This window comes from Mangrovimicrobium sediminis (assembly GCF_004745945.1).
GTDB lineage: Bacteria > Pseudomonadota > Gammaproteobacteria > Pseudomonadales > Halieaceae > Mangrovimicrobium > Mangrovimicrobium sediminis.
In genome coordinates this window covers 95,427-119,667 of sequence record NZ_SRLE01000006.1, presented here as the reverse complement: position 1 = coordinate 119,667, position 24,241 = coordinate 95,427, and the positions used below count along the sequence as shown (strand labels likewise).

The following is a 24,241-nucleotide window of genomic DNA, read 5'->3' as shown; positions in this document are numbered from 1 at the left end:
CGCCCGCGTTATTTATTCCTGCTCTAGCTGCTGCAGCGCCGCGTCAACCTGTTGCAGCAGGAGCGGTTCGGTGTCCGCCGCCTGTGCACGGGCCTGCTCGAGTTCGCGCTGTGCGGCGGCGGTCTCCCCCAGCGCCAGGTAGACGCGGGCGAGGTGGTAGCGGAACAGCGGCTTGCCCGGTATGTCGCGCACCGCCTGCTCCAGGGGCGCGCGGGCCGAGCCCGCCTCGCCGAGGCGGAAATAGGTCCAGGCCAGCGTGTCGCGAAAGTGCGGGATCGTGGTATTGCGAAAGCGCTGGGCGATCTCGTGCGCACGGGCCAGGCTCTGCGGGTCGTCCCTGTGTTCGGCGAGCAGGCTGGCCAGGTTGTTGGCCACCACGTCGGCGGCGGGCTGTTCCGCCAGCAGTTGTTCATAGACGCCGATTGCCGCGTCGTAATCGCGCTGCTCTTCGAGAATCCCGGCCTGCGTCAGTCGCAGGCTGAAGTTGCCCGGGTTGCGCTGCAGGCCCTGGTCCAATGTGGCCAGCGCCTTGGCCGGGTCGCCGTTGCGCTGGTACACCCGGGCCAGGAACTGGTGCGCGGGCACATTGCCCGCATCGCCGGCGAGCACGCGTTCGAACTGCTCGCTGGCGGCGGCATCCTCGCCCTGGCTGAAGTAGAGCTGCCCCTTGAGCAGTCGCGCGGCGACGTTGTTCTCGCTGGCCGCCAGCACCGAGTCGAGGAACTCGTGGGCCTGGTCGGGCCGGCCGGCGCTGAGATAGGTACGCACCAGCGACAGCATCGGGCGCTGCGGTGACGGCGAGGTGGCATAGGCGCGCTTGAACGCGTTGATGCTCTGCTCGAAGTCCTGCCGCGCAGCGTACAGCGCGCCCTCAATCTGGTTGCTCTGGGCTTCGGCGCCCTCCAGGGTGCGGATCTGCTGGGCGATGCCCTGGGCGCCGGCGAGGTCGCCGCTGGCCAGCCTGGCCCGGGCCAGCATAACCAGGGTGTCCAGGTGTGCCGGGTGCGTCAGCAGGATCTCCTCCAGCACCTGTTCAGCGCGCTGCGGCTGCTGTGTGCGGGACAGGAACTGCGCCAGTGGCAGGCCGAACTCCGGCGACTGCTTGCCGGCGCGGAAGGCCTCGACGTAGCGATCCTCCGCGAGGTCCTTAGCCCCCGCCATCTCGTGCGCGCGGCCCAGCAGCAGCATGGCGCGCGCCGAATCCGGGGAGTCCTTGAGAATGGTGCGCAGGTTGCTGATCGCCTCGCTGAGTTTGCGCTGGTCGATCTGCCGCGAGGCGAGGATGATCAGCGCCTGCTCGTTGCGCGGGTCTTCGGCGAGCACCTCCTCGACCAGGGCCTGGCCCGCCCCGGGCTCGCCGCCCTCGACCAGGGCGATGGCGAGCAGGCCCTTGGCGCGCAGCCGTTCATCCTTGCTGCCGGCGTCTGCGGCGATGCCGCGCAGGGTCCTGGTCGCGCCCTCGTGGTCGCCCGCGGAATACTGCAGGCGCGCCAGCAGGAAGCGCAGTTCGCCGGTTGCCGGGTCGGCGTCGATCATCTGGCGCAGTTCCGCGAGCGCCGCCGCGTCACCGCGGGTGCTGCGGATGAACTGGACCAGGTCGACCCGGGCCTTGAGGCTGGTGGGGGCCGCGCTCACGATGTCGCGGAAAATGCGCTCGGCGTCGTCGTCGCGAAACTGGTTGAGGTAAAAGCGCGCCAATATTAGCTGGAAGGCGCTGGACTCCGGGTGCTGTGCGATCAGTTCGCGCAGCACCTGCTCGGCGTCGTCGGCCCGGTCCAGGCGGTCGAGCACTTCCACGGTAATCAGCTGTAGCGCCACGCTGTCCGGTGTGTGGCGCCGTCCCTGCTCCAGTTGGGCCAGTGCCGCTTGCGGGTCGCCGTCGTTCAGGCGCTCGGTCGCCAGCACCACGTGGGCATCGACATTGCCGGGGTCGAAGCCCAGGGCGCCGCGGGCGAGTTCCACGGCGAGTTCGCGGTCGCCCAGGGAATACATGATGGCCGCGCGCAGCGCGAGTACGCGCGGGTCCTCCGGCGCCAGTTGCTGCGCGGTGGCGCTGGCCTGCAGCGCCGGTTCCCACTGCTCGGCGCTGACCAGGATGCGGGTTTTGTCGATGTGCGCCTCGAGGTATGCGGGGTCGGCGGCGATGGCCTTTTCCAGGTAGGCGAAGGTCTCCGGCCAGTTCGACTCCCCGCGCGCGATCTGCGCCAGGCCGTACCACGCCGCGGCGAGGCCCTGGTCGAGTTGCAGGGCGTTGCGGTATTCCAGTTTCGCCTCCACCAGGTTGCCCGCCGCGGCCAGTTGCTGGGCGCGCTGCAGGAACTCGCGCGCTTTTTCCTGCGGCGAGGAGCAGGCCGCCAGCAGCAGGCACAGGGTGAGGGAGAGTATTACACGGAGCATGTTGGCCAGCCTGGTAAGGAATTACAGTTTCAATTTGGTGCGTTCAGCGGCCCCGGAGTGGGCGCGACAGGACGAATCCCGGATGACGGGCACCCGGGCCCCCGACCTGCGCGTGCCGCGGATTGTGATCCGGTTCGCGTTTTTCGCGCAGGAATAACCGCCCCACCTCGGCCGCGGAGAGCGCTGTCGTCGAATCCGGCCGTGGTCCGGCGCCGCTTGCCGAGGCCCTGCCTAAGGTACACAGCCTGACGCAAAAAACCAGCAAAATACGCCGGTTTTAGCCCGGATATACCCCTCGCGGCGGGGGTTTGGCCGGCAGCGGGCGGCGGGCGGAGCGTCCTGTACCGGGCGTCATCAAGGGCTTGTAGTGCCCCCCCCTGCGGGGGAGGGGTACAGCGGAGTGTCATATAAGCGTCACAATGCTGTAGGCGTGTTTGGGTATGATTTTTGCTGCAGTGCAGGGGTGTGCATGAGATTGCACACCGTCACCGCCGTCGCACCGGAGAAAACTGCGGGAGAACAAGGATTTTTCCCGAAATGCTCCAAAATGGTGCGCCGCGAGGCTCTTCGGGGGAAGAGGCTGTAATGCACATCATGACTTTGCAATCGGTAAGCTGTGTCCATTCGGGTGGCAATGTCACCCTGGGGGGGGATCCGATGGACCTGCCGCGCGCTTACGCCGCGGCGGGCCAGCGTCCCGAGCAAACCGATGAACAGGGAGTAGGGAGGGAGAATCGATCATGGAGAGGATAGAAGCCCATAGCGCGAAACGTGCCCGAACGCCGAGTGCGCACGTCATGCAGAACTGGCGCCGCGAGGCGCCGCAGTCACCGCCGGGCCAACGGTTCCAGGAGCGATTGATCGCCACGCTCGGTGCCGCGACCTCGATACGCAGCCACCAGGACTTTTATCGCTGGCTGCAGAATGACATCACGCCATTCATTCCGCATCACACGCTGATGGCGGCCTGGGGGGATTTTTCCACGCGCAGTGTCAGCTACGACATCGCCTCGGTCATCAACGGGGTGAACACGCGTGCCGTGCAGGAACTCGACAGCGTCGAGCGCGGGCTGCAGCGCCTGCGCCGGGCGCTGACCGAGAGCGAGCAAAACTGGCTGCTGCTCAAGGAATTCGACAGCCGTTCCGCCGAGTGGGCGGACATCAGCCAGAGCTTTCCCGCCTTCGGCAAATTGATGCTGGAGACCGAAAAGGTGCTCACCTACCTTCTGCGCGACGAGCGCGAGGGCCTGGATTGCCTGTACATCTTCAACATCCAGGACCGCGACTGGCGTCCCGACGAATCCATCCTCGACCTGCTGATGCCACAGCTCGATTCCGCACTGCGCCGGGTCAAGTGCCTGCCGCAGAACGGTGACGCGGTGGAGCGCTCGCCGGAGGCCTGGGCCGGTCTGCTCAGCAGCCGGGAGATCGAGGTCATCAACTGGGTCAGCCAGGGCAAGTCCAACGAGGAGATCGGTACCATCCTCGGTATCAGCCGCAACACGGTCAAGAACCACCTGAAGCGGATCTTCAACAAGATGGGGGTGACCGCCCGGTCCCAGGCGGTGCGCGTATTCATGCAGGGCGGCGTCAGCTACCCCTAATCCCCATGATCACAACGAGTGGCAGGTCCGTACTGCGGCGCAGGGACGGGTTGTCTGGCACGGTGCAGGCCGGTATCGATGGCCTGGCCGTGATCGGTATCAGCTGGTGGCTGATCTACCTGCATGTCGGGGTCATTACCCGCGAATACCTGTTGTTACTGCTGTTGCTGCTGGTCATTCTCGCCATCGTCTACGACTACATGGCGATCTACCGCAGCAACACCAGCTTCACCGCCAAGACCTTCGACCTGTTCAAGGCCTGGAGCCTGAGTTTCCTCCTGCTCGCCTCCATCGGGTTTGCGACCCGGCAGGGCGACACCTTCTCGCGCTTGCTGGTCGCGCAACTGTACGTCGCCGGCCTGCTCTCCCACGTGTTGTTACACACCCTGTTCCACGCGATCCAGCACGCCTGGTTCCGCCGCCGGCAGGACCTCGATCACGCCCTGGTCATCGGCCAGGGGAACCTCGCCAACTACCTGGCGGCGAAAATCAACAACAACCCGTGGACCGGCCAGAAGCTGGTCGGCGCGGTGCGCTTCGACCTCGAGCCGACAGATGCCGCTGAGGATGAGCCGTCGGCGCTGCCGCTGCTCGGTGATATCGGGCAACTGGCGGACATCGTGGAAGCCCACGACGTGCGCGTGGTGTATATCGTGACCCCGCTGCGCGCGTCGAAGGTGCTCGAGGATCTCTACTTCACCTTGCTGGAACACCACCTCTCGGTGCACTGGATCCCCGACATCTACTCGCTGCGCCTGGTCAATCACAGCGTCAACGAGATCGCCGGAATTCCCGTGCTCACCCTGTCCGAGAGCCCGCTTACCGGCACGCGTCTGCTGTTGAAGTCCGCGGAGGACAAACTGCTCGCTCTGTTATTGCTGCTGGCGGTGGCGCCGGTGCTGGCCGCGGTGGCCCTGGCAGTAAAGCTGGACAGCCCGGGTCCGGTGTTCTTTCGCCAGGCGCGGGCGGGCTGGAATGGCCGCAATTTCCAGATCTGGAAATTCCGCAGCATGGTCGTGCACCAGCCCGAGGGCGAGACCATCAACCAGGCGCAGCGCGACGACCCGCGGATCACCCGGGTGGGCGCGTTCATCCGCCGCACCAGCCTCGACGAGCTGCCGCAGCTGTTCAATGTGCTGACCGGCGACATGTCCCTGGTCGGGCCGCGCCCGCACGCGATCCAGCACGACCAGGAGTACTCGAAGCGCATCCAGGACTACTTTGCGCGGCACCACATCAAGCCGGGAATCACCGGTCTTGCGCAGGTGCGCGGGTTTCGCGGCGAGACCACCGACATCAACCAGATGGTCAAGCGCGTGCAGTCCGACATCGAGTACATCAACAAGTGGTCGATCTGGCTGGACATCGCCATCCTGTTCCGCACGGTCACCGCATTCACCGGGAAAAACGCTTATTAATCATAACCCTGCGAGAATAGCCCGCGAGGGCCATTGTCTGCCGGGGGGCTACTGCTAAGCTGGATTCACGCTGTTGGAGACACCTCTACGGGTGTCGGCGTGCGGTATACAGGTAGCCACTATGCGTCGTTACAAAGCATGTTCTACAGGATTGAAAACGGCACTGCTGATCGGTGCCCTGCAAGTGTCACCGGTGCTGGTCGCGGCGGAAACGCCTGCGCCTGTGGTTGCCGAAGTGGCGACGCAGCAGGCCGCCCAGGGGCGCTGGGTCGACCAGCCGATCACCGGTTCGATTGCCGAGGCCCTCGGAGTGCCACCCGCCGCCTCCGTGACCAGCGGTGCGGAGGAACTGGTCGGTGTTCCCCTGTCCGCGGCGGCCTGGCTGTTCGGCCTCGGCCTGTTCGGGTTTGTCGTCCTGTCCAACCGGCGGTCCATCTGAAACCCGGCCACGGGTTGTTCCCAGCAGCGACCTGTGCCACGCAGGTTCCTGTCGCAGCCACGGAGCCGGCTGACCCAACACAAAAAATTCCCGGGCGCGCAATTGCTTTCCGCGCCCGTGCTTTCATTTTCCCGAGCTGGATAAACGCACCATGTTCCGAGTCCTGAGCGCGCTACTGGCGCTGCTGGCAAGCTGCAGCGCATTTGCCGCTGCGCCCTACACGGTCAAGCCCGGCGATATGCTGCGCATCTCTGTCTGGGGGGAGGAGACCCTGGACCAGGACACGCTGGTGCTGCCAGATGGCAGCGTGAGTTTCCCGCTGGCCGGGAACCTGGTCGCCAGCGAGCACACCGCGGCAGAGGTGGAAACCCTGCTGGAGGAGCGCCTGCGCGAGTTCCTGCCGGCGCCGACAGTCTCGGTCGTGGTCAAGGCCACCGAGGGCAACCGCTTCTATGTGCTGGGCAACGTCAAGACACCGGGCACGTTCATGATCAGCAGCCCGATCACCGTGGTGCAGGCCCTGAGTCTTGCCGGCGGGCTGGATACCTTCGCCGACGTCAGTGAAATCAGCATCGTGCGCCAGACGCCGGATGGCCAGCAGCGGCTGGAAGTGCGCTACAACGCGATACTTTCCGGCAAGAGCTTCAGCACCAACTACGAGCTCCAGGCCGGCGATACCCTGCTGGTGCCGTGACCCGGGAAATCACTGATGCCTGTCAATCGCACTTCCATGCTCCGCTCCTATGGTCCCGCGCGGCGAACCGCCAGCGTGGGCCTGCGCTGTCTCGGCTCGCTGTGCCTGCTGGCCGCGCCCAACTGGGGGCAGGCGCAGACGTTCTACCAGTACCTGGATTTTTCCACCGGCGCCGAGTACGACTCCAACCCGCTGATGATGGCCGAGGACGAGGAGTCGGTGTACCGCGGCTACCTTACGCCCAACTATCGCATGCACTGGGCGGATGGGCCCAACGACTGGCGTCTGCAGGCGGAGCTGAAACTGGAGGAGTCCACGGACACCGACCTCAGCCAGGACCGCCGCGACCCCAGGTTGCGCGGAACCTATACCCGTGAGTACGCGCAGGGCCAGTGGAGTGTCGACGCCGGCTACGAGGAGGCCTCGACCCGCATCACCGAATTCGAGGACACCAGCGCGCTGTCCGCCGACGGTACCCGCACCAGCGCCAACGCCGGGCTGCAGTGGAACCACCGCCTGAGCAAAAAAAATACGCTGGACCTCGGTGTGACCTACGTCGATGTGTCCTACGACGATGCCGGGCTGTCCGACTACCGCACTCCCGCCGCCGATCTGCGCCTGACCCGGCTGCTCAGCGACGAGTCCTCCCTGTACGTCGCGTTGAACGGTTCGAGCTACCAGCCGCAGGGCGAGGACGGCAGCGACGCCGACCTCTACGGTGCGTCCCTGGGTTTTACCACCCGGGCCAGCAAATTGTTGACCTTCGATCTCAGTGGCGGCTACACCGTGGTGGATACGCAGGGCGCGGACGGGGAGGACGACCAGTGGAATGCCAGCGCCTCACTCGACTACACCGGCAGGCGCCTGGACTGGAATTTCGCGCTATCGCGCCTGACCAGTCCCAGCGGTTCAGGTGGCTATACGACAGCCGATATGGCGACCCTGAGAGCGAGCTATCGCCTCACCGCGCGCCTGGACTTCGGACTGGACGCGATCTGGCGCAGCAATGACGCGGAACAGCTTGGAGAATCTTCGAGCGTTACATTATCATTAAAACAGGGGATAGCAGAGCACTGGAGCGTGCGCTTTGCCCTCATGCACAAGCGGCAGGACCTGCCGGAAAAAGCAGATGCGAACGTGGCGATGATCTCGTTGCAATACCAGTTGCCAGAGCGTTCCAGAGGTTGATGATGTCACAGTTCCCGGCGCTGAGAATTCAGTCCAGCCCGCGTAATCTTCAGGACGTGGGGGTTGCGCCGATCCGATGAGCGAACGTCGCTACGAGCTGACAGCCGCCGATTACCTTAGTATCGCGCGGCGACGCTGGCCATTCCTCGTGTTTCCCTTCGCGCTCGCCGTGGTGGCCGCGGTGGCCATGGCGCTGTGGATACCGCCGGTGTACAAGTCCACCGGAACCATCCTGATCGAATCCCAGCAGATTCCCGATGAACTGGTGCGCTCCACGGTGTCCGGCTACGCGGACGAGCGCATACAGGTAATCCAGCAACTGGTGATGACGCGCGAGAACCTGCTGCGCATCATCGAGCAGTACAATCTGTTCCCGGGCCTGCGCAACGAACTCGCTGTTTCGGAGCAGGTCGACATGGTGCGGCGCAAGGTCGAGGTTGCCAAGGTCATCGGCGAAGCCCCGAGTCGCAACCGCGCCACCATGGCTTTCACCGTCAGTTTCGAGGACGGCTCTCCCGGGGTCGCGCTGGCGGTCGCCAACGAGTTGATCACGCTGTTTCTCGAGGAGAACGTCAAGACCCGCACCGCGCGCGCTTCCGAGACGACACAGTTCCTCAAGCAGGAAGCGGAGAAGCTCAAGCACGAACTGGAGGCCATCGAGGAGCGCCTGGCGCTGTACAAGCAGGAGCACAGCGGAGCGTTGCCGGAGCATCTGGACCTGCACATGAAAATGCTCGAGCGCGCGGAGAACGCCGTGGCGGAGCTGCAGCGCGAGATCAAGGCCGCGGCAGACGAGCGGCGCTTCCTGGAGTTGGAACTCTCGGCCATTCGCGCCGGCGTGACCGATGCCGACAGCGCCGGCCAGGCGCTGACCCCCGAACAGGAACTGGTGCAGGCCGAGGCCGAACTCGCCCGGCTGCAGTCCCAGTACCTGCCCCGCCATCCCGAGGTGCAGCGGCAGCAGGCCATCGTCGCCAACCTGCGCGACCAGCTCGGCCTGGCCAGTGGAGAACCGGGCCCTGACGTCGACGGCATTGCCGCGGCCGAGAGCATCGAGGTCGCCCGGGTGCGCACGCGCATCAGTTCCCTGGACAACCGTGTCGCGTCACTGCGCACACAGCTGGCGCAGCAGGATGCCGAGCGCCAGCGTCTCGAGGAAATCATCATCCAGACGCCCCAGGTACAGCGCGCGCTGGTCTCCCTGGAGCGCGACCGCGAGAACACGCTGGCCAAGTACACCGAGATCCAGTCCAAGGAAATGGAGGCGCGACTCTCAGAGAGCCTGGAGGAGGGCAAGAAGGCCGAGCGTTTCTCCCTGCTCGAACCGCCGCTGAAACCCGAGGTGCCGATACGACCCAACCGCAAGAAGATCGTCGCCTTCGGTGCGATGTTTGGTCTCGCGCTCTCGCTCGGTCTGGTGTTCCTGTTCGAGATGATGGACCGGCGCGTGTTCGGCGCCGGTGCGCTGTCGCACCTGATCGAGGAGCAGCCGCTGGTCGTCATTCCCTACATCCAGACCCGGGAAGAGGTGGCGCAGCGCAAGCGCATGTATAAATGGGTTTCGCTCGCAGCGCTGCTGGGCGCGGTTGCGGTGCTCCTGCTGGTGCACTTCCTGGTGATGCCGCTGGACCTGTTGGCGATCAAGTTCCTGTCGCGACTGGGCTAGGTGATGGATATGGATTCAGAGCACGAGAGCATGGAGCACGGGCAGGGAGCCGGCGAAGCGGCTGCGGGGCAATCCTCGTCGGCGACCAGCGAACCGGAGCGGGTGATCCCGCTGGACCTCGAACACCTCGAGCGGCACCGTATCGTCGCTTTCAACAAGCACAACCTGATCAGCAGCGTTTTCGACCTGCTGCGCACGCAGGTGCTGCACAAGATGAAAGCCAACAACTGGCGCACGCTGGCGGTGGTCTCGCCCACTGAAGCCTCGGGCAAGACCGTGCTGGCAATCAACCTGTCCATGAGTATCGCCCACCTGCTCGAACGCTCGGCCCTGCTGGTGGACTTCGACTTCCGTCGTCCCAGCGTGCTGCGCTATCTGGGGACGCAGAGCGAGAAGAGCCTGCACCAGTACCTGCACGGCCAATGCACCCTCGACGAAGTGCTGATCCACCCGCAGCTGCCGCGTTTTAGCGTGCTCGGCAATCGCGAACCGGTGGCCAATCCCGCCGAGTTGCTCGGTTCCAGCCGTACCGAGAACTTCCTGCAGGAACTGCGCGAGCAGAACGAGGAGCGCATCGTGCTCATCGACCTGCCGCCGCTGATCAGTGCCGACGACGCGCTGGCGGTGCTGCCGCGAATCGACTGCGCGATCATGGTCGTCGCCAACGGCCTGTCATCGGAACAGGAAGTCCGCGACAGCCTGCGCATCGTGCGGCAGATGTCCTCGACGCAACTGCTGGGCACGGTGCTCAACAAGTCGCGGGACGAACAGATCCGCAACCCCTACGGGTATACCGGAGAGGGCGCCTGAGCCGCTTCCACGGACGCCAGGCGCGCCTACTTCAGGTGCGCGTTGTCGATGGCGTCCAGGCGTAGCTGGACCGAGCGCCGCCACGCCTGCGAACCCGAGCGCTTGCTCAGGGCGCTGGCCAGCCACAGGTAGAGCCCGTACTGCCTGATGCGGTAGCGGGTGCGGTGCCACAGATCGCGCAGGGCGAACCCGGCCATCGCCAGGGCGCCGCTATCCACGTCCGGGTAATCGCTCAGCGGGTAGCCCGCGGCCGCGATCCTGTCCCGCCCGATCCTGGTCTCCACTTCCGCGATATCCCGCTGCCTGCCGCGCTGTTCCCAGGAGGCCGCGGCCCGCGCGCTGGGCCGTCGGTAGGTGGTATCCCGCTCGATCTCCAGCATCGCCGGTGAAAACGCGATGTCGAGGAAATCGCAGACCTTGTGCAGAACAGGCTCCGGCGCTGCGACCAGGTCCTCGAAGCGAATCTCTAGGCGCTGCCCGGGGGCTGTGGCAGCGCAGACCCGCTCCCAGTTCGCCTTGGCGCGCACCCAGAACTGCGCGGCATACCAGCCGGTGCCCGCCCAGCCCAGGTTCATGACCGAGAAAGCGACGTCGCGGGGATCGCGGTCGAGGAAGATGAATTTGGCCTGCGGCCAGATGCTGGCGAGGTGGGCGAAATCGTTGTGGACAGTCGCGCCGGCGATATCGCAATCCGGGTTGCGCTCGGCCAGTTGGCGGAACAGGTCATCGCCCAGTTCGCGAAGATCGGCGCCGCCGGGAACGTCGAAGCCCGACAGCTGGAATATCCGGTCGTAGCGCAGGAAGTCCCGGTATTCCTCGATGGGCCGTCCCGCGGACTGCATCTCGATGCCCGGCACCAGGTATTCCATTTCGTCGCAACGGCAGACCCGCGGGTGATGCCCGAGCATCAGGCGCAGCAGCGTACTGCCGGTGCGCACCGAACCCACCACGAAAAAATCGGGCGCGAGCTGGTCGCGACGCGCGCTCGGGCAGGCGGGCACCGGCGCGCCTGTCATTGCCCACCCTGTACGAAGTACTTGTTGGTCAGGTAGTCGAACACGACCGCCTGCTCTGCACTGGACAGGGCCCGGTCGTAGACGATGACCGCGGCCACCTGCATGTCGACGAAAGGCGTGCCGTCGAGTTCGGCGCCGATTGCCACTTTCTGCGGCACGGTGTTGTAGGTGTGCGTCGCAGAGCCGATGAGGGCGCCGTTGAGGAAGTGCTCCAACTGGCCCGAAGCCAGCGTGCTCGACTGGATCAGCCAGCCTGTTCCGCTGCCCAGGACACCGGAATTGAGGTCGAAACACCACCCCTGCAGCATCAGGTTGCCGGCGGGATTGACGATGGTGCCGAAGGTCTGGTTGCAGTTGGCTGTGCCCCAGGCAAAGCCGCCGTAGCCGGTGCCGCGATAGTTTGCCACCAGGTAGACCGTGCGGTCGCCGTTGCCGGCGGGCAGGCCGCTGAGCCCGCCATTGCGCACCAGCATGTCGTCTGCGCCATCGAAATCGATGGCCGGCGCACCGTTGGGCGTGGCGTTGGCCACTACCGGGTCGCCGTTGCTGACCAGGTCGTTGCCATTGCCGGACTGGTCGGCCCAGCCGGTCACGGTGGAGCCGGAGAGCGATACGCCTGTGTCCGCCTCGAGCAGCAGCGCCAGCCCGTTCACGGGGATTGCGCCGTTGCCAATGATGGAGACCGTTACGGTCGCCTCGTTGGACCACGCGCCCTGGTCGTCCATCACCTGGTAGGTGAAGCTGTCCAGGGTTTGTGTGCCGCCGTCGTGGGTGTAGTCGATGGCGCCGGTCAACAGGTCAGGCAGCGCCGTTCCCGCCGTCGGTGGCGTGACTACGATCACCGAGGAGGGATCCAGGGCGCTGTTGTCGGTGTCGTTGTCGAGCACCGGAACCAGTGCCGATGCGCCGGGGGCCATGGATACGCTGTCGTCGGACGCAACCGGCGGCAGGTTACCGCCCGCCGGCAGCAGGTACTTGTCGTACAGGTAGCCTTCGACCTGCAGGCGTTCGCTCTCGGTCAGGGCCCGGTTGTAGACCAGCACCGCGGCGACCTGCATGTCCACGGATGGGCTGCCGTCCAACTCGGCGCCCAGCACCATGTTGTAGATCACGGTGTTGTAGGTATGCGAGCGGCTGTCGATCAGCAGACCGTCCAGGTAGTGACTGAGCTGGTCGCTCTCCAGCAAGGCGGTCTGCAGCAGCCAGCCGGCGCCGGTGCCCTGGACACCTGAGCTGAAGTCGTTGCACCAGCCCTGGACCATCAGCTTGCCCTGGGTATCGACGATCGTGCCGAAGGTCTGGTTGCAGGTCCACGGCGGCCCCATGCCGGTGCCCCAAGCGAAGCCTCCGTAGCCGGCGCCGCGGTAGTTGGCCACCATAAACACCGTGCGGTCGCTGTTGCCGGCGGGCAGGGCCTGTACTTCGTTGGCGCGCTGCAGCAGGTCTCCGCTGCCGTCGAAGTCGATTACCGGCAGGCCGCTGGGCGCGCCGGCCACCAGTGACGGGTCCCCCAGCGCGCTGAGGTCGTTCTGGTAGATCGACTGGTCCAGCCACTGGCTGACGACGTTGTTGGCGGTGACCACGCCGCTGTCCGATTCCAGGTGCAGGACCAGGCCGGCCAGCGGTACCTGGCTGCTGCCGGGATCGATCACCTGGAACGAGACCGACTGCACCGCAGCCGGCGCGTCCAACGGTTGCGACGACGGGTCCACCAGCTGGGCGGTAATCGTGTGCGCGCCGGCGGCGACATTGGTGAAGGTGAAGCTGCCGTCGAGGACGAATACATCGTTCGGGTCCAGCCCGTCCAGCTGCACCTGCAGGTGGTCGTAGCCGGAGCCGCTCACGCTGTACGCCAGTACCACGTCGGGACCGATGACCGTCTCACCTTCGCTGGGGGCGAAGATCTGCAGTTGTGCGTCCGCGGCGTAGACCGTCACGCTGACCGTGGCGGTATTGGACGCCTCGCCGCTGAAATCGAACACCTGGTAGGTGAAGCTGTCGTCGGCGCTGGAGGCGCCGCCGTGCAGATAGGTGATTTCACCGGTGCTCGGGTTGACCTGGGTCGTGCCGTTGGCCGGCGCGGAGATCACCACCACGCTGGCGGGGTCGATGCCGTCGTCCGCGTCGCTGTCGTTGGCCAGCACGTCGATGACCGTGGAGCCGCCGAGCAGTGCGCTGGCGCCGCTATCGTCGATGGCCACCGGCGGCTGGTTGGCCGGGTCGAGGTTGTCGATGGTGACCGTCACGGTGTCGGCGCTGCTGGCGCCGAGGTCGTCGGTGACCGTGAGGGTGAACTCCAGTGTCTCGGTTGCCGCCACCAGCGGAGCGGTGAAGCTCGCAGTGGCGGTATCCGCCGCATTGAGCACGACCGCGGTACCGGCACTCTGGGCCCAGGCCCAGCTGGCGATGCTGCCGTCGGCGTCGCTCGAGGCGCTGCCGTCGAGGCTGGCGACGGCGCCTTCGTCGACGCTGAAGTCGGCCCCGGCATCCGCCACCGGCACCTGATTGGCCGGGTTGCCGGCGAAGTACTTGCTGTTGAAATAAGCCAGTACCTGGGCGTGCTCGGCGGCGCTCAGCGCGCGGTCGTAGACCAGCACAGCGGCGACATCCATGACCAGTTGCGGTGTGCCGTCCAGCTCCGCGCCGAGCACGATTTTCGACGCGACGGTGTTGTAGGTGTGGGTGCGGCTGTCGATCAGCGTCGCCCCCAGGTAGTGGTTCAGCTGGCCGGATTCGAGCGTCGCGGACTGGATCAGCCAGCCTGCGCCGGTGCCCGCCTCGTTGGCTTTGAAATCGCTGCACCAGCCCTGCACCATGAGATCCCCGGACGGTTCGACGATAGTGCCGAAGGTCTGGTTACAGCCGGTATTGCCCCAGGCGAACCCGCCGTAGCCGCCGCTCAGGTAGTTGGCCACCAGGAACACGCTGCGGTCGCCGTTGCCGGCGGGCATGCCGGTCAGGGCGGCGGTGCGCTGCATGACATCCGCGGCGCCATCGAAGCTGATGACGGGGTAGCCGTTCAGCGCTCCCGCTACCAGCTGCGGGTCGCCAACCGCGGTGAGCGAATTCCCCGCGCCGGACTGGTCCGCCCAGCTGTCTACCAGCGAACCGGTCGTGGCCACGCCTGTATCTGCTTCGAGATAGAGGACCCGGCCCAGTTGCGGCAGGCTGGCACCGCTGGCGGAGGCCACCTCGAACACGACTTCGTCCTGGGACTCGGCGGTGCCCACTGGCGTATGGCCGGCGTCGACCAGTTGCGCGGTGATCGTGTGCACGCCGGGCGCGACATCGGTAAAAGTGAAGCTGCCGGTGAGATCGCGGATCGTGTTGTGGCCGACGCCGTCGAGGCTGAGGTGCAGGTGATCGTAGTCACTGCCGGAGAGGACGTAGTTCACCACCACATCAGGCCCGGTGACCACGGAGCCCGCCGCGGGCAGGGTGATCTGCACCTGCGCATCGGGCTGGTTGACGGCGATCGAGACCGTCGCCGTGTTCGAGGGCTGGCCGCTGAAATCGCTCACCTGGTAGCTGAAGCTGTCCGCCTGCAGGCTGACGCCGCCGTGGTAGTAGGTGACGGCGCCGGTAGCGGCGTTTACCTGTACCGCACCGCTGGCGGGCTGGGTCGTGATGGTGAGTGTGGACGGGTCGATGCCGTCGTCGGCGTCGCTGTCGTTGGCCAGGACATCGATGACTACCGAGCCGCCGAGCAGGACGCTGGCGCCGGGGTCGTCCTGGGCAACCGGCGGCAGGTTGCCGGAATCCAGGTCGAGTACGGTCACGGATACCGTGTCGGTGGTCGAGGCGCCGGCGTCGTCGGTGACCGCGAGGCTGAATTCGAGGACTTCGGTGCCGGTCACTGTGGGGGCAGTGAATCCCGCCATCGCGCTCTGCGCGCCGCTCAGGCTTACCGCGGTACCGCCGGACTGCGTCCACGACCAGTCGACGATGCTGCCGTCCGGGTCGGAGGACGCGCTGCCGTCCAGGGTGACCGCCTCACCCTCGTATACGGTGAGGTCAAGGCCCGCGTTGGCCGTGGGCAGTTGGTTGCTGGTATTGCTGGCGAAGTACTTGGCGTTCAGGTAATCGAGTACCTGGGTGTGCTCGCTGGCGCTCAGCGCGCGGTTGTAGACGAGGACTGCGGCAACATCCATTTCCAGGCGCGGCGTGCCGTCCAGTTCGGCGCCGAGCACCATGCCGGAAGTGCCGGTGTTGTAGGTGTGCGAGCGGCTGTCGATCAGCGTGGCGCCCTCGTAATGGTCGAGCTGGCTCGACTCGAGGACGGCGGATTGGATGACCCAGCCCGCGCCGGTGCCGGCCACGTTGGCGAAGAAATCCTGGCACCAGCCCTGGACCATCAACCGTCCCTGCAGGTCGACAATCGTGCCGAAGGCCTGGTTGCAGCCTGTGGCACCCCAGGCGAAACCGCCGAAGCCGTTGCTCACGTAGTTGGCGACCAGGAACACCGTGCGATCACCGTTTCCGGCGGGCATGCCATTGAGCGCGGCGGCGTTGGAGAAGCTGTCGTAGAGCCCGTCGAAGCTGACCACGGGATTGCCGTTGAGGACGCCGGTGACCAACTCAGGGTCCCCTTCCGCCACCAGCGAGTTGTTGGCGCCGGACTGGTCGCTCCAGCTCTCCACGAAGCCGGCTGTGCTGGTGATGCCGGCGTCCGCCTCGAGATGCAGCACGAGACCGGAGGCGGGAATTTCGTTGCAGGGACCGACCGCGACGAATTCGGCGGTCAGGGCCATGCCGGTTTCCGGCACCGTGACCAGGTGGCTCGCGGCGCCGCCGTCCGACCAGGACACGAAGTTGTATTGGGTGTCTGCGCTGCACACCGACTGGGGCACGGAAATCAGGTGTTGGAAGTTGATCGCAGTGTCGTAGACCAGCGGCGTCGGTTGCTGAATGCCGTCGAGGAAGACCGGTATCCCGGAGGGGATGGTATCCAGGGTGAGGTCGGTCTTTTCCGGGTACACGGCCACCTTGGCAACGGTGATCAGGCCGTCCTGGTCGGTGACGGTCAGCGCGAATTCGTAGCCGGTGTCGTCGTGGTAATCGTGGCCGGAAGTGTTGATGCTCAACTGCCCGGAAGGTCCGGTCGTGGACAGCGCCGGGTGGGTATGGGCGTTGTGCAGGAACTGCACCTCCCACTGGAAATCCGCATCGGTGAGTGTGCCGTCGGCATCGCTGGCCGTGGCGCTGAAGTCGATCAAATCGCCGGGCCGGAACAGCTGGCCATCGGCGGGCGCGGTAATCGTCACGGTCGGCGGGATACCCACCTGGATCAGGAGCGGTCCGTAGATCGAGGTGCGGTTGCCGTCGGAGGCACTGACGTAGACGTCATAGGCGCCCTTCGTGGTGTAGGTGTGGGAGGTTGTCTGGCCGCTGCCGAGGTTGCCGTCGCCGAAGGTCCAGTCGAAGGTCATCGGGTCGGATTCGGGGTCGCTGGCGGTGACGGAGAAATTAACCGTCAGCGGTGCGTCGCCGGTGTCCGGGCTGGCGGTCGCTGCCTCGATGACCGGGGCCTGGTTGCCGGCGGTGTAGACGATGCGCTTGATCGCGCCGAGGTAATCGACAAAGTACACCGCGCCGTCCAGGCCCTCGATCAGGGCGACCGGCGCGCCCAGCGCGTCGCCGAAATCATTCACCGAGATCACCGAGCCGTCGGGGGCCAGTTCGAGGTAGCGGATGAATCCGCGCGTGTAGTCGGAGAAGAAGAACGCGCCGACATAGGACGAGGGATACTGGTTGCCGCGGTAGACAAAGCCGGCGGTTATGGCGCCGCCGTTGGGAACCACGTCGGCATGTCCATAGCTGTAGATAGGGTCGTCGTAGGCCGGGTCTACGCAGGGCCCTTCGCAGAACGGCCAGCCGTAGTTCGCGCCGGCGCGACCGATATGCAGGTCCTCCCGGGCGGTCGCGTGCACGTTGCCGCCGACCTCGCCGATGTAGAAGCGGTTGCCGACCAGGTCCCAGTGGGCGCGGTAGGGGTTGCGCAGGCCGACGGCCCAGATCTCGTCCAGGTTCGGGCCGGCGCCGTCCTTGAACGGGTTGTCGGCCGGGATACTGCCGTCCTTGTTGATACGGATGATCTTGCCGCCGGCACGCGTCAGGTCCTGGGCCTGGTTGCCGTCGAATTCCTCGCCGGTCGTCAGGTACAGCTTGCCGTCCGGGCCGAAGGCAAGGCCGCCGCCGTAGTGGCAGCAGTCCGACCAGTCCTCGTTGTCCTCCCAGATCATCACTTCGCTGCCCGGGCTGGCGGTGGTGCCAGCGTGGGTGAAGCGGGAGATGCGGTTGCGCGAGGTACTGCCGTGGGTATAGAAGAGGTAAAAGTAGCCGTTCTGTTCAAAGTCCGGGTCGAGCGCAATGGAGGTGAGTCCGCGTTCGCCGCCGGATTCGATATCGGGCAGTTGCATGTACAGCGTGTGCGGCGAGGGGATGGTGCTGGGGTCGACCAGTTCGATACGCCCCTTTTTGCGCAGCAGCAGGAGTTTGCCGTCGGGCAATTGCGCCAGGTAGACAGGGGCCCCGTTGGTGAAGGACAGGTCCCCAACCAGTGTCTCCACCTGGAAATCCGCCGGTAGCGACCACGCCGGACTGGCCAGCAACAGCGTGGCGACCAGCGCGGCCCCCAAGCGGGTGGTGTATTTGCCGACGCGACCTGCGACCTTGCGGTAGAGCGATTCCATAATTATTGCCCGTAGTCTCCGTAACGATCGTATCCATCTCCTACCGGCACGGCGGTCCGTGCGATATCACGCCAGGTGGAGGGGTGCTGCGCCGTTGGCGACGCCGGGGACTTCAACGCTCTGGTATCCCTTCTTTATGGCACAGCCACTTTCTGGCGCAATGGCCCAACAAGACTACCGCTCTCTGTGCGTGCCACCCGGAGCGGATAAAACCCAGTAAAATCAGGTGTTTTTGAGTTAGTGGGGGCTTCGCCGGTTGGCGTCGGCGCGGCCTTAACCCGGGACCGTGACTAGGGCATACTCTGCGGCACGACGCCGGCCCGTTGCCCGGCGTCTCCCCGCGGTGGAGAACCATGACGTCGATGAGCGAACACGAGCACTGGATGCGCCGCGCCCTGGCCCTGGCGGATCGCGCCGAGAGCGAGGGCGAGGTGCCGGTAGGCGCGGTGCTGGTGCGCGACGGGCAGCTGCTCGGGGAGGGCTGGAACGCGGTCATCTCGCGCGCCGACCCCACCGCCCACGCCGAGATCGAGGCCCTGCGCGACGCCGCCGGCGCGGCGGGCAATTACCGGCTGCCCGGCAGCACCCTCTACGTGACCCTGGAACCCTGCACCATGTGCGCGGGCGCGATGATCCACGCCCGCGTGGCGCAACTGGTGTTCGCGGCGACCGAGCCCAAGGCGGGGGTGGTGTGCAGTACCTGCGCGATGCTCGACGAGCCGCGCTACAACCACCAGGTCAGGTGGCAGGGGGGGGTGCTGGCGCAGGACAGCGCCGACCGCCTGCAGGCCTTCTTCCGCGCGCGGCGCAAGCCCCCCGGCGCGCAGGGCGAGTGCTCATAGGCTGCGCAGGCTAACCCCGCGCAACACCTCGGGGAGGTAGTCCTCGATGTGTACCGGCGGCGCCGGCCGGTTGCTGGTGAGATCCTCCCACTCCAGGATGCTGCGGTAGTGGCGGATGTTCTGCACGTAGGTCACCGCTTCCTGGCCGCGCGCGTAGCCGTGCCGGACCTCGTTGTAGTATTTGCGGTTTTCCAGTAGCGGCAGGCGCAGCATCACGTCGCTCCAGATGTGCGGGTCGCCGCCCTGGCGCTCGGTGAGCACACGCGCGTCCTCCAGGTGGGCGCGGCCGATGTTGTAGGCGGCCAGCGCCATGAAGGTGCGGTCCGGCTCGCCGATATCCGTCGGCAGGCGGCGGATCATGTTCTTCAGGTAGCGCACCCCGCCGCGCAGGCTCTCGGCCGGGTCCAGCCGGTCCTCCACGCCCATCTCCCGCGCCGTGGGCTCGGTGAGCATCATCATGCCGCGCACGCCGGTGGGCGATTGCGCCAGTGGGTTCCAGTGCGATTCCTGGTAGGCGACCGCGGCGATCAGCTGCCAGTCCATCTTGTATTCCGCCGCCACCTCGCGGATCAGTTCCAGGTAGTCGGGCAGGGTGTCGCGCATCTTGCGGGTAAACGTGTGCGAGCCGATCTGCGCCACCTGCTGGCCGAGGCTGAACTGCTCCTCGCGCAGGGCCTGCATGCGCCCTTCCTCGAGCATGCGCTGCAGGAACGCGTCGATGCGCGCCAGCAGCGCCTGGTTGTCGCCCCCGGGGCGCAGGTGCCAGACCAGCTGGCGCTCGGGACCGAGGTCGAAGGCGGTTTTCAGGCGCGGGTAGAGGCCTTTCTGCACGGCGAATTCGCTGGAGTTGAGCACCGCCAGTTGCGCCTTGCCGGTGTTGACCATGTCCAGCAGTTCCATCGAGTCGGCGGCGTCGATCTCGCGCCACTGCAGACCTTCCAGGCCCTCCTCGCGCAACTGTTCCAGGTGGCGGTTGTGCGCCGAGCCGGCGAGGGTGACGATGCTCATGCCGAGCATGTCCTCGGGCTGGCGCGGGCGGAAGGTGCCCGACATGTAGATCACCTCGGGCTGGTTGCTGGCGTAGGGCATGCTGTGCGGGACGCCCGGCGCCAGTTCCGGGTCCAGCAGCAGGCCGGCGGCGGCGATGTCCGCGTCGTTGCGCTCCAGGCGGACGAAGATGTCGGGCAGGCTGAAGGCGGGCACCATGACCAGCTCCACGCCCAGGTCCTCGGCGAACAGGCTTGCCAGTGTGTACTCGAAGCCGGTGCTGCCGTTGCGGTCCTCGTACCAGGTGGTGGGGCTGTTGCGGCTGACCACGCGCAGCTGTCCCTTCTCCAGGATCTGCTCCAGGTTGTCCTGCCGGCTGCAGGCGCCGAGCAGGCAGGACAGGACGAGCAGGGTGATGGTGGCGACGCGTGGCATGGCCCCATTCTAGCGATAATGGGGCCGTCCGCACATGCGCCCGGCGAGGCCGGATTCGGACCCCCGCGACGGTTAACCCGGGCGGGGCGATGCAGTACAATGGCGCCTCCTTGAACTGCCCCCTCCGGAGCCCTCCACAGCATGCTGATCCTGCATGGCAACGCGGCGTTGTCCTCCTTCCGCCTGCGCAAGCTGGCCGACAAGCTCGCCGCCGTTCACCCCGATATCCGCGTGCTGCAAGCCCGCTTCGTGCACTTTGCCGAAACCGCCGGGCAGCTCGCTGCGCACGACGAGGAACTGCTGCGCCAATTGCTGCACTACGGACCCCGGGAAGCCGATGTCGCCGCACCGCCGGCGCACGCCGTGTTGGCCCTGGTGGTGCCGCGCCCGGGCACCATCTCGCCCTGGTCGAGCAAGGCCACGGACATCGCGAACAACTGCGGGCTGGCGGCGGTCAAGCGGGTCGAGCGCGGCATCGCCTACTACCTCGAACTGCCGGCGGCGCTGGGCGAGGACGCCCGCCGCGAGGCCCTGGCACTGCTGCACGACCGCATGACGGAAACCGTGCTGCCGGCGCTGGAGGAGGCGCGCGCGCTGTTTGTCGAGGCGGCCCCGGCGGCCATGGGCAGCGTGGACATCCTCGGCGCCGGCCGCCCGGCGCTGGTCGCAGCCAACAGTGCGCTGGGCCTGGCCCTGGCGGACGACGAGATCGACTACCTGGTAGAGAGCTTCAGCGCGCTCGGGCGCAACCCGAACGACGTGGAACTGATGATGTTCGCCCAGGCCAACTCCGAGCACTGCCGGCACAAGATCTTCAACGCCAGCTGGACCATCGACGGCGAGGACCGCGAGCACTCCCTGTTCGCCATGATCCGCAATACCTACAACTGCGGTGGCGAGAATGTGCTCTCGGCCTATTCGGACAACGCCGCCGTCGTCACCGGGCACCGCGCCGGGCGCTTCTACCCGGATCCGCAGGGCGGCGAGTACGGTTTCTCCGCAGAACCCATCCACCTGCTGATGAAGGTGGAAACCCACAACCACCCCACGGCCATCGCGCCCTTCCCGGGGGCCGGTACCGGCGCCGGCGGCGAGATTCGCGACGAGGGTGCGGTGGGTCGCGGCTCCAAGCCCAAGGTCGGACTCACCGGTTTTTCCGTTTCCAACCTGCGCATCCCGGGCTACGAACAGCCCTGGGAGAGCGACTACGGCAAACCGGCGCGCATCGTTTCTGCCCTGGACATTATGATCGAGGGCCCGATCGGCGGCGCCGCCTTCAACAACGAGTTCGGCCGGCCCAACCTGTGCGGTTACTTCCGCAGCTTTGAACTGAACGCTCCCGGGCCGGATGGCAGCGAGGTGCGCGGCTACCACAAGCCGATCATGATCGCCGGCGGTTACGGCAACATTCGCGCGGAACACGTGGAGAAGGGCGAGTTCAGCGCCAGCGCCAAACTGATCGTGCTCGGCGGCCCGGGCATGCTGATCGGCCTCGGCGGCGGCGCTGCATCGTCCATGGCCAGCGGCCAGAGTGCCGAGGACCTCGACTTCGCCTCGGTGCAGCGGCAGAACCCGGAAATCGAACGCCGCTGCCAGGAGGTCATCGACCGCTGCTGGCAGCTGGGTGATGCCAACCCCATCGCCTTTATCCACGATGTCGGCGCCGGCGGCCTGTCCAACGCCCTGCCGGAACTGGTCAAGGACGGCGGTCGCGGCGGCCGTTTCGAACTGCGCGACGTGCCCAACGCCGAGCCCGGCATGTCGCCGCTGGAGATCTGGTGCAACGAATCCCAGGAGCGCTACGTGCTCGCGGTGGAGCCGGAGAACCTCGCCACCTTCGAGGCGATCTGTGCCCGCGAGCGCTGCCCCTACGCGGTGGTCGGCGAGGCCACCGAGGAGCAACACCTGGCCCTGGGCGACCGCCAGTTCGGCAACAGCCCGGTGGACCTGCCCATGTCGGTGCTGTTCGGCAAGCCGCCGCGCATGCACCGCGATGTCGACTGCCGGCCGGTGACCCACGCCGCGCTGGCCCTGGACGTGGACCTGCAGACCGCGGTCGAGCGCGTACTCCAGCTGCCCACCGTAGCCAGCAAGCAGTTCCTGATCACCATCGGCGATCGCACGGTGACCGGCATGGTGGCTCGCGACCAGATGGTCGGTCCCTGGCAGGTACCGGTCGCGGATTGCGCGGTGACCACCGTGGCCTACGACAGCAGTGCCGGTGAAGCCATGGCCATGGGCGAGCGCACGCCGCTGGCGCTGCTCGACGCCCCGGCCTCCGGGCGCATGGCAGTGGCCGAGGCGATCACCAATATCGCCGCCGCCAGCATCGCCGACATCCGCGATATCAAGCTTTCCGCCAACTGGATGTGCGCCGCGGGCTACGGCAACGAGGACGCTGCCCTGTACGCCACGGTCGAGGCGGTGGGCATGGAGTTCTGTCCGGCGCTGGGCATCACCATCCCGGTGGGCAAGGATTCCATGTCCATGCGCACCACCTGGCGCGAGGGCGATACCGACAAGGCGGTTACCGCGCCGGTGTCGTTGATCGTGTCCGCCTTCGCCCCGGTCACCGACGTGCGCATCACCGCGACGCCGCAGCTGGACCCCGGCGCCGACGCCCGCCTGGTGCTGCTGGACCTCGGCCGCGGCGCCAACCGCCTGGGCGGCTCCGCGCTGGCCCAGGCCTGCGGCCAGTTGGGCGATAGCGCCCCGGATGTCGCCGCGCCGGACCTGCTGGCACTGTTTACCCTGGTCCAGGAGTGGCTGCGCGCCGGGCGTATCCTCGCCTACCACGATCGCTCCGACGGCGGCCTGCTGGCCACCGTGGCGGAGATGGCCTTCGCCGGCCACTGCGGGCTGGAACTCGAACTGGGCGGGCTGGGCGAGGACCACCTGGCCGCCCTGTTCGCCGAGGAGGCCGGTGCCGTGCTGCAGGTGGCCAGCGCCGACCTGCCGGCCCTGCGCGAGCGCGCCGCGGCCCTGGGCCTGGCGGACTGCCTGCACGACATCGGCCGCGCCGTTCCGGGCGAGGAAATCCTCTTGTGCGCCGGCGGCAGCGAACTGCTGCGCGAGGCCCGCGCGCGCCTGCAGCAGTTGTGGGCGCGCACCAGCTACGAGATCCAGGCCCTGCGCGACAACCCCGACTGCGCCCGCGAGGAGTTCGAGGCGATCACCGCGACCGATCCCGGCATGTCCGCGAAGCTCGCCTTCGATCCCGCCGAGGATATCGCTGCGCCCTATATAGCGACCGGTGCCCGGCCGCGGCTCGCGGTGTTGCGCGAGCAGGGTGTCAACGGCCAGGTGGAGATGGCCGCGGCCTTCCATCGCGCCGGGTTCGCCGCGGTGGATGTGCACATGAGCGACCTGCTCGAAGGCCGCCACCAGTTGGCCGACTTCAAGGGCCTGGTGGCCTGCGGCGGCTTCTCCTACGGCGACGTGCTCGGCGCCGGCGAGGGCTGGGCCAAGAGCATCCGCTTCAACACCGCGCTGCGCGAGCAGTTCGAGGCGTTCTTCCAGCGCGAGGACAGCTTTACGCTGGGTGTGTGCAATGGCTGCCAGATGGTATCCACCCTGAAAGACCTGATTCCCGGTGCCGGCCACTGGCCGCGCTTCGTGCGCAACCGCTCCGAGCAGTTCGAGGCGCGCCTGTCCCTGGTGCGCGTGGAGCGCAGTCCCTCGCTGTTGCTGGCCGGAATCGAGGGCTCCCACCTGCCCATCGCCGTGGCCCACGGCGAGGGCCGGGCGGAGTTCGCCGACGCCGCCGCGCAGGCCGAGTGCGAGGCCTCGGGCACGGTCGCCATGCGCTACATCGACAATACGCTGGCGGTGGCGGCGCGCTACCCGGCCAACCCCAACGGCTCGCCGGCGGGGATCACCGGGCTCACCAGCCTCGACGGCCGCGCGACCATCATGATGCCGCACCCGGAGCGGGTGTTCCGCAGCCTGCAGCTGTCCTGGGCGCCGGCGCACTGGCCCGAGGACAGCGGCTGGATGCGCCTGTTCCGCAACGCCCGGCGCTGGCTGGGCTAGCGGAGTCCTCGCCCCGAACCT

Annotated in this window: 13 protein-coding genes; 9 read left to right on the top strand and 4 right to left on the bottom strand. The window is 66.7% G+C overall.

The features are described 5' to 3' along the window. Positions 1 to 12: 12 nt before the first annotated feature. Positions 13 to 2,397, bottom strand: a complete 2,385-nt coding sequence (locus tag E4634_RS07390) for a tetratricopeptide repeat protein (RefSeq protein WP_135442358.1) — start codon at positions 2,395 to 2,397, stop codon at positions 13 to 15. Positions 2,398 to 3,194: 797 nt separating this feature from the next. Between E4634_RS07390 and epsA the strand changes: the two genes are divergently transcribed. From epsA to E4634_RS07355, 7 genes are all read left to right on the top strand, one after another. Then, positions 3,195 to 4,001, top strand: a complete 807-nt coding sequence (gene epsA, locus E4634_RS07385) for an XrtB/PEP-CTERM-associated transcriptional regulator EpsA (RefSeq protein WP_167854810.1) — start codon at positions 3,195 to 3,197, stop codon at positions 3,999 to 4,001. 5 nt (positions 4,002 to 4,006) lie between these two features. After that, positions 4,007 to 5,419: an undecaprenyl-phosphate glucose phosphotransferase gene (locus E4634_RS07380; RefSeq protein WP_135442355.1), complete on the top strand. Its 1,413-nt coding sequence runs from the start codon at positions 4,007 to 4,009 to the stop codon at positions 5,417 to 5,419. A 151-nt stretch (positions 5,420 to 5,570) separates the two neighbouring features. Further along, positions 5,571 to 5,858 carry a hypothetical protein gene (locus tag E4634_RS07375; protein WP_135442353.1) on the top strand — a complete coding sequence of 96 codons (288 nt, stop codon included), beginning with the start codon at positions 5,571 to 5,573 and terminating at the stop codon, positions 5,856 to 5,858. Positions 5,859 to 6,009: 151 nt separating this feature from the next. Beyond that, entirely contained in the window at positions 6,010 to 6,552 is a 543-nt protein-coding gene (locus tag E4634_RS07370) for a polysaccharide biosynthesis/export family protein (protein WP_135442352.1), read from the top strand. 15 nt (positions 6,553 to 6,567) lie between these two features. After that, positions 6,568 to 7,740, top strand: coding sequence for a hypothetical protein (locus E4634_RS07365; RefSeq protein WP_135442350.1), 1,173 nt, complete (start codon positions 6,568 to 6,570; stop codon positions 7,738 to 7,740). A 76-nt stretch (positions 7,741 to 7,816) separates the two neighbouring features. Further along, entirely contained in the window at positions 7,817 to 9,406 is a 1,590-nt protein-coding gene (locus E4634_RS07360) for a GumC family protein (protein ID WP_135442349.1), read from the top strand. Between the two features lie 9 nt (positions 9,407 to 9,415). Beyond that, positions 9,416 to 10,216: a CpsD/CapB family tyrosine-protein kinase gene (locus E4634_RS07355; protein WP_206046823.1), complete on the top strand. Its 801-nt coding sequence runs from the start codon at positions 9,416 to 9,418 to the stop codon at positions 10,214 to 10,216. Between the two features lie 26 nt (positions 10,217 to 10,242). Here E4634_RS07355 and E4634_RS07350 read toward each other — a convergent pair whose 3' ends face one another. Together E4634_RS07350 and E4634_RS07345 are read right to left on the bottom strand one after the other, a co-directional pair. Then, complete coding sequence (locus tag E4634_RS07350; RefSeq protein WP_135442347.1) at positions 10,243 to 11,232, bottom strand: sulfotransferase family protein; 990 nt, start codon at positions 11,230 to 11,232, stop codon at positions 10,243 to 10,245. Beyond that, positions 11,229 to 17,924, bottom strand: a complete 6,696-nt coding sequence (locus tag E4634_RS07345; protein ID WP_135442346.1) for a PQQ-dependent sugar dehydrogenase — start codon at positions 17,922 to 17,924, stop codon at positions 11,229 to 11,231. Before E4634_RS07345 ends, E4634_RS07350 begins: the two co-directional genes overlap by 4 nt. A gap of 353 nt (positions 17,925 to 18,277) precedes the next feature. Here E4634_RS07345 and tadA point away from each other — a divergent pair, with 353 nt between their 5' ends. Then, the gene (gene tadA / locus E4634_RS07340; protein WP_135442344.1) at positions 18,278 to 18,766 is read left to right on the top strand and encodes a tRNA adenosine(34) deaminase TadA; all 489 of its coding nucleotides are present in this window, start codon (positions 18,278 to 18,280) and stop codon (positions 18,764 to 18,766) included. Here the strand turns inward: tadA and mltF are convergent. Beyond that, positions 18,761 to 20,188, bottom strand: coding sequence for a membrane-bound lytic murein transglycosylase MltF (gene mltF / locus E4634_RS07335; protein ID WP_135442342.1), 1,428 nt, complete (start codon positions 20,186 to 20,188; stop codon positions 18,761 to 18,763). The two genes, tadA and mltF, sit on opposite strands and share 6 nt — an antisense overlap. Before the next feature lie 141 nt (positions 20,189 to 20,329). On the opposite strand from mltF, the gene purL reads away from it, so the two are divergent. Further along, positions 20,330 to 24,220, top strand: coding sequence for a phosphoribosylformylglycinamidine synthase (gene purL / locus E4634_RS07330; RefSeq protein ID WP_135442340.1), 3,891 nt, complete (start codon positions 20,330 to 20,332; stop codon positions 24,218 to 24,220). The last annotated feature ends 21 nt before the right edge of the window (positions 24,221 to 24,241 follow it).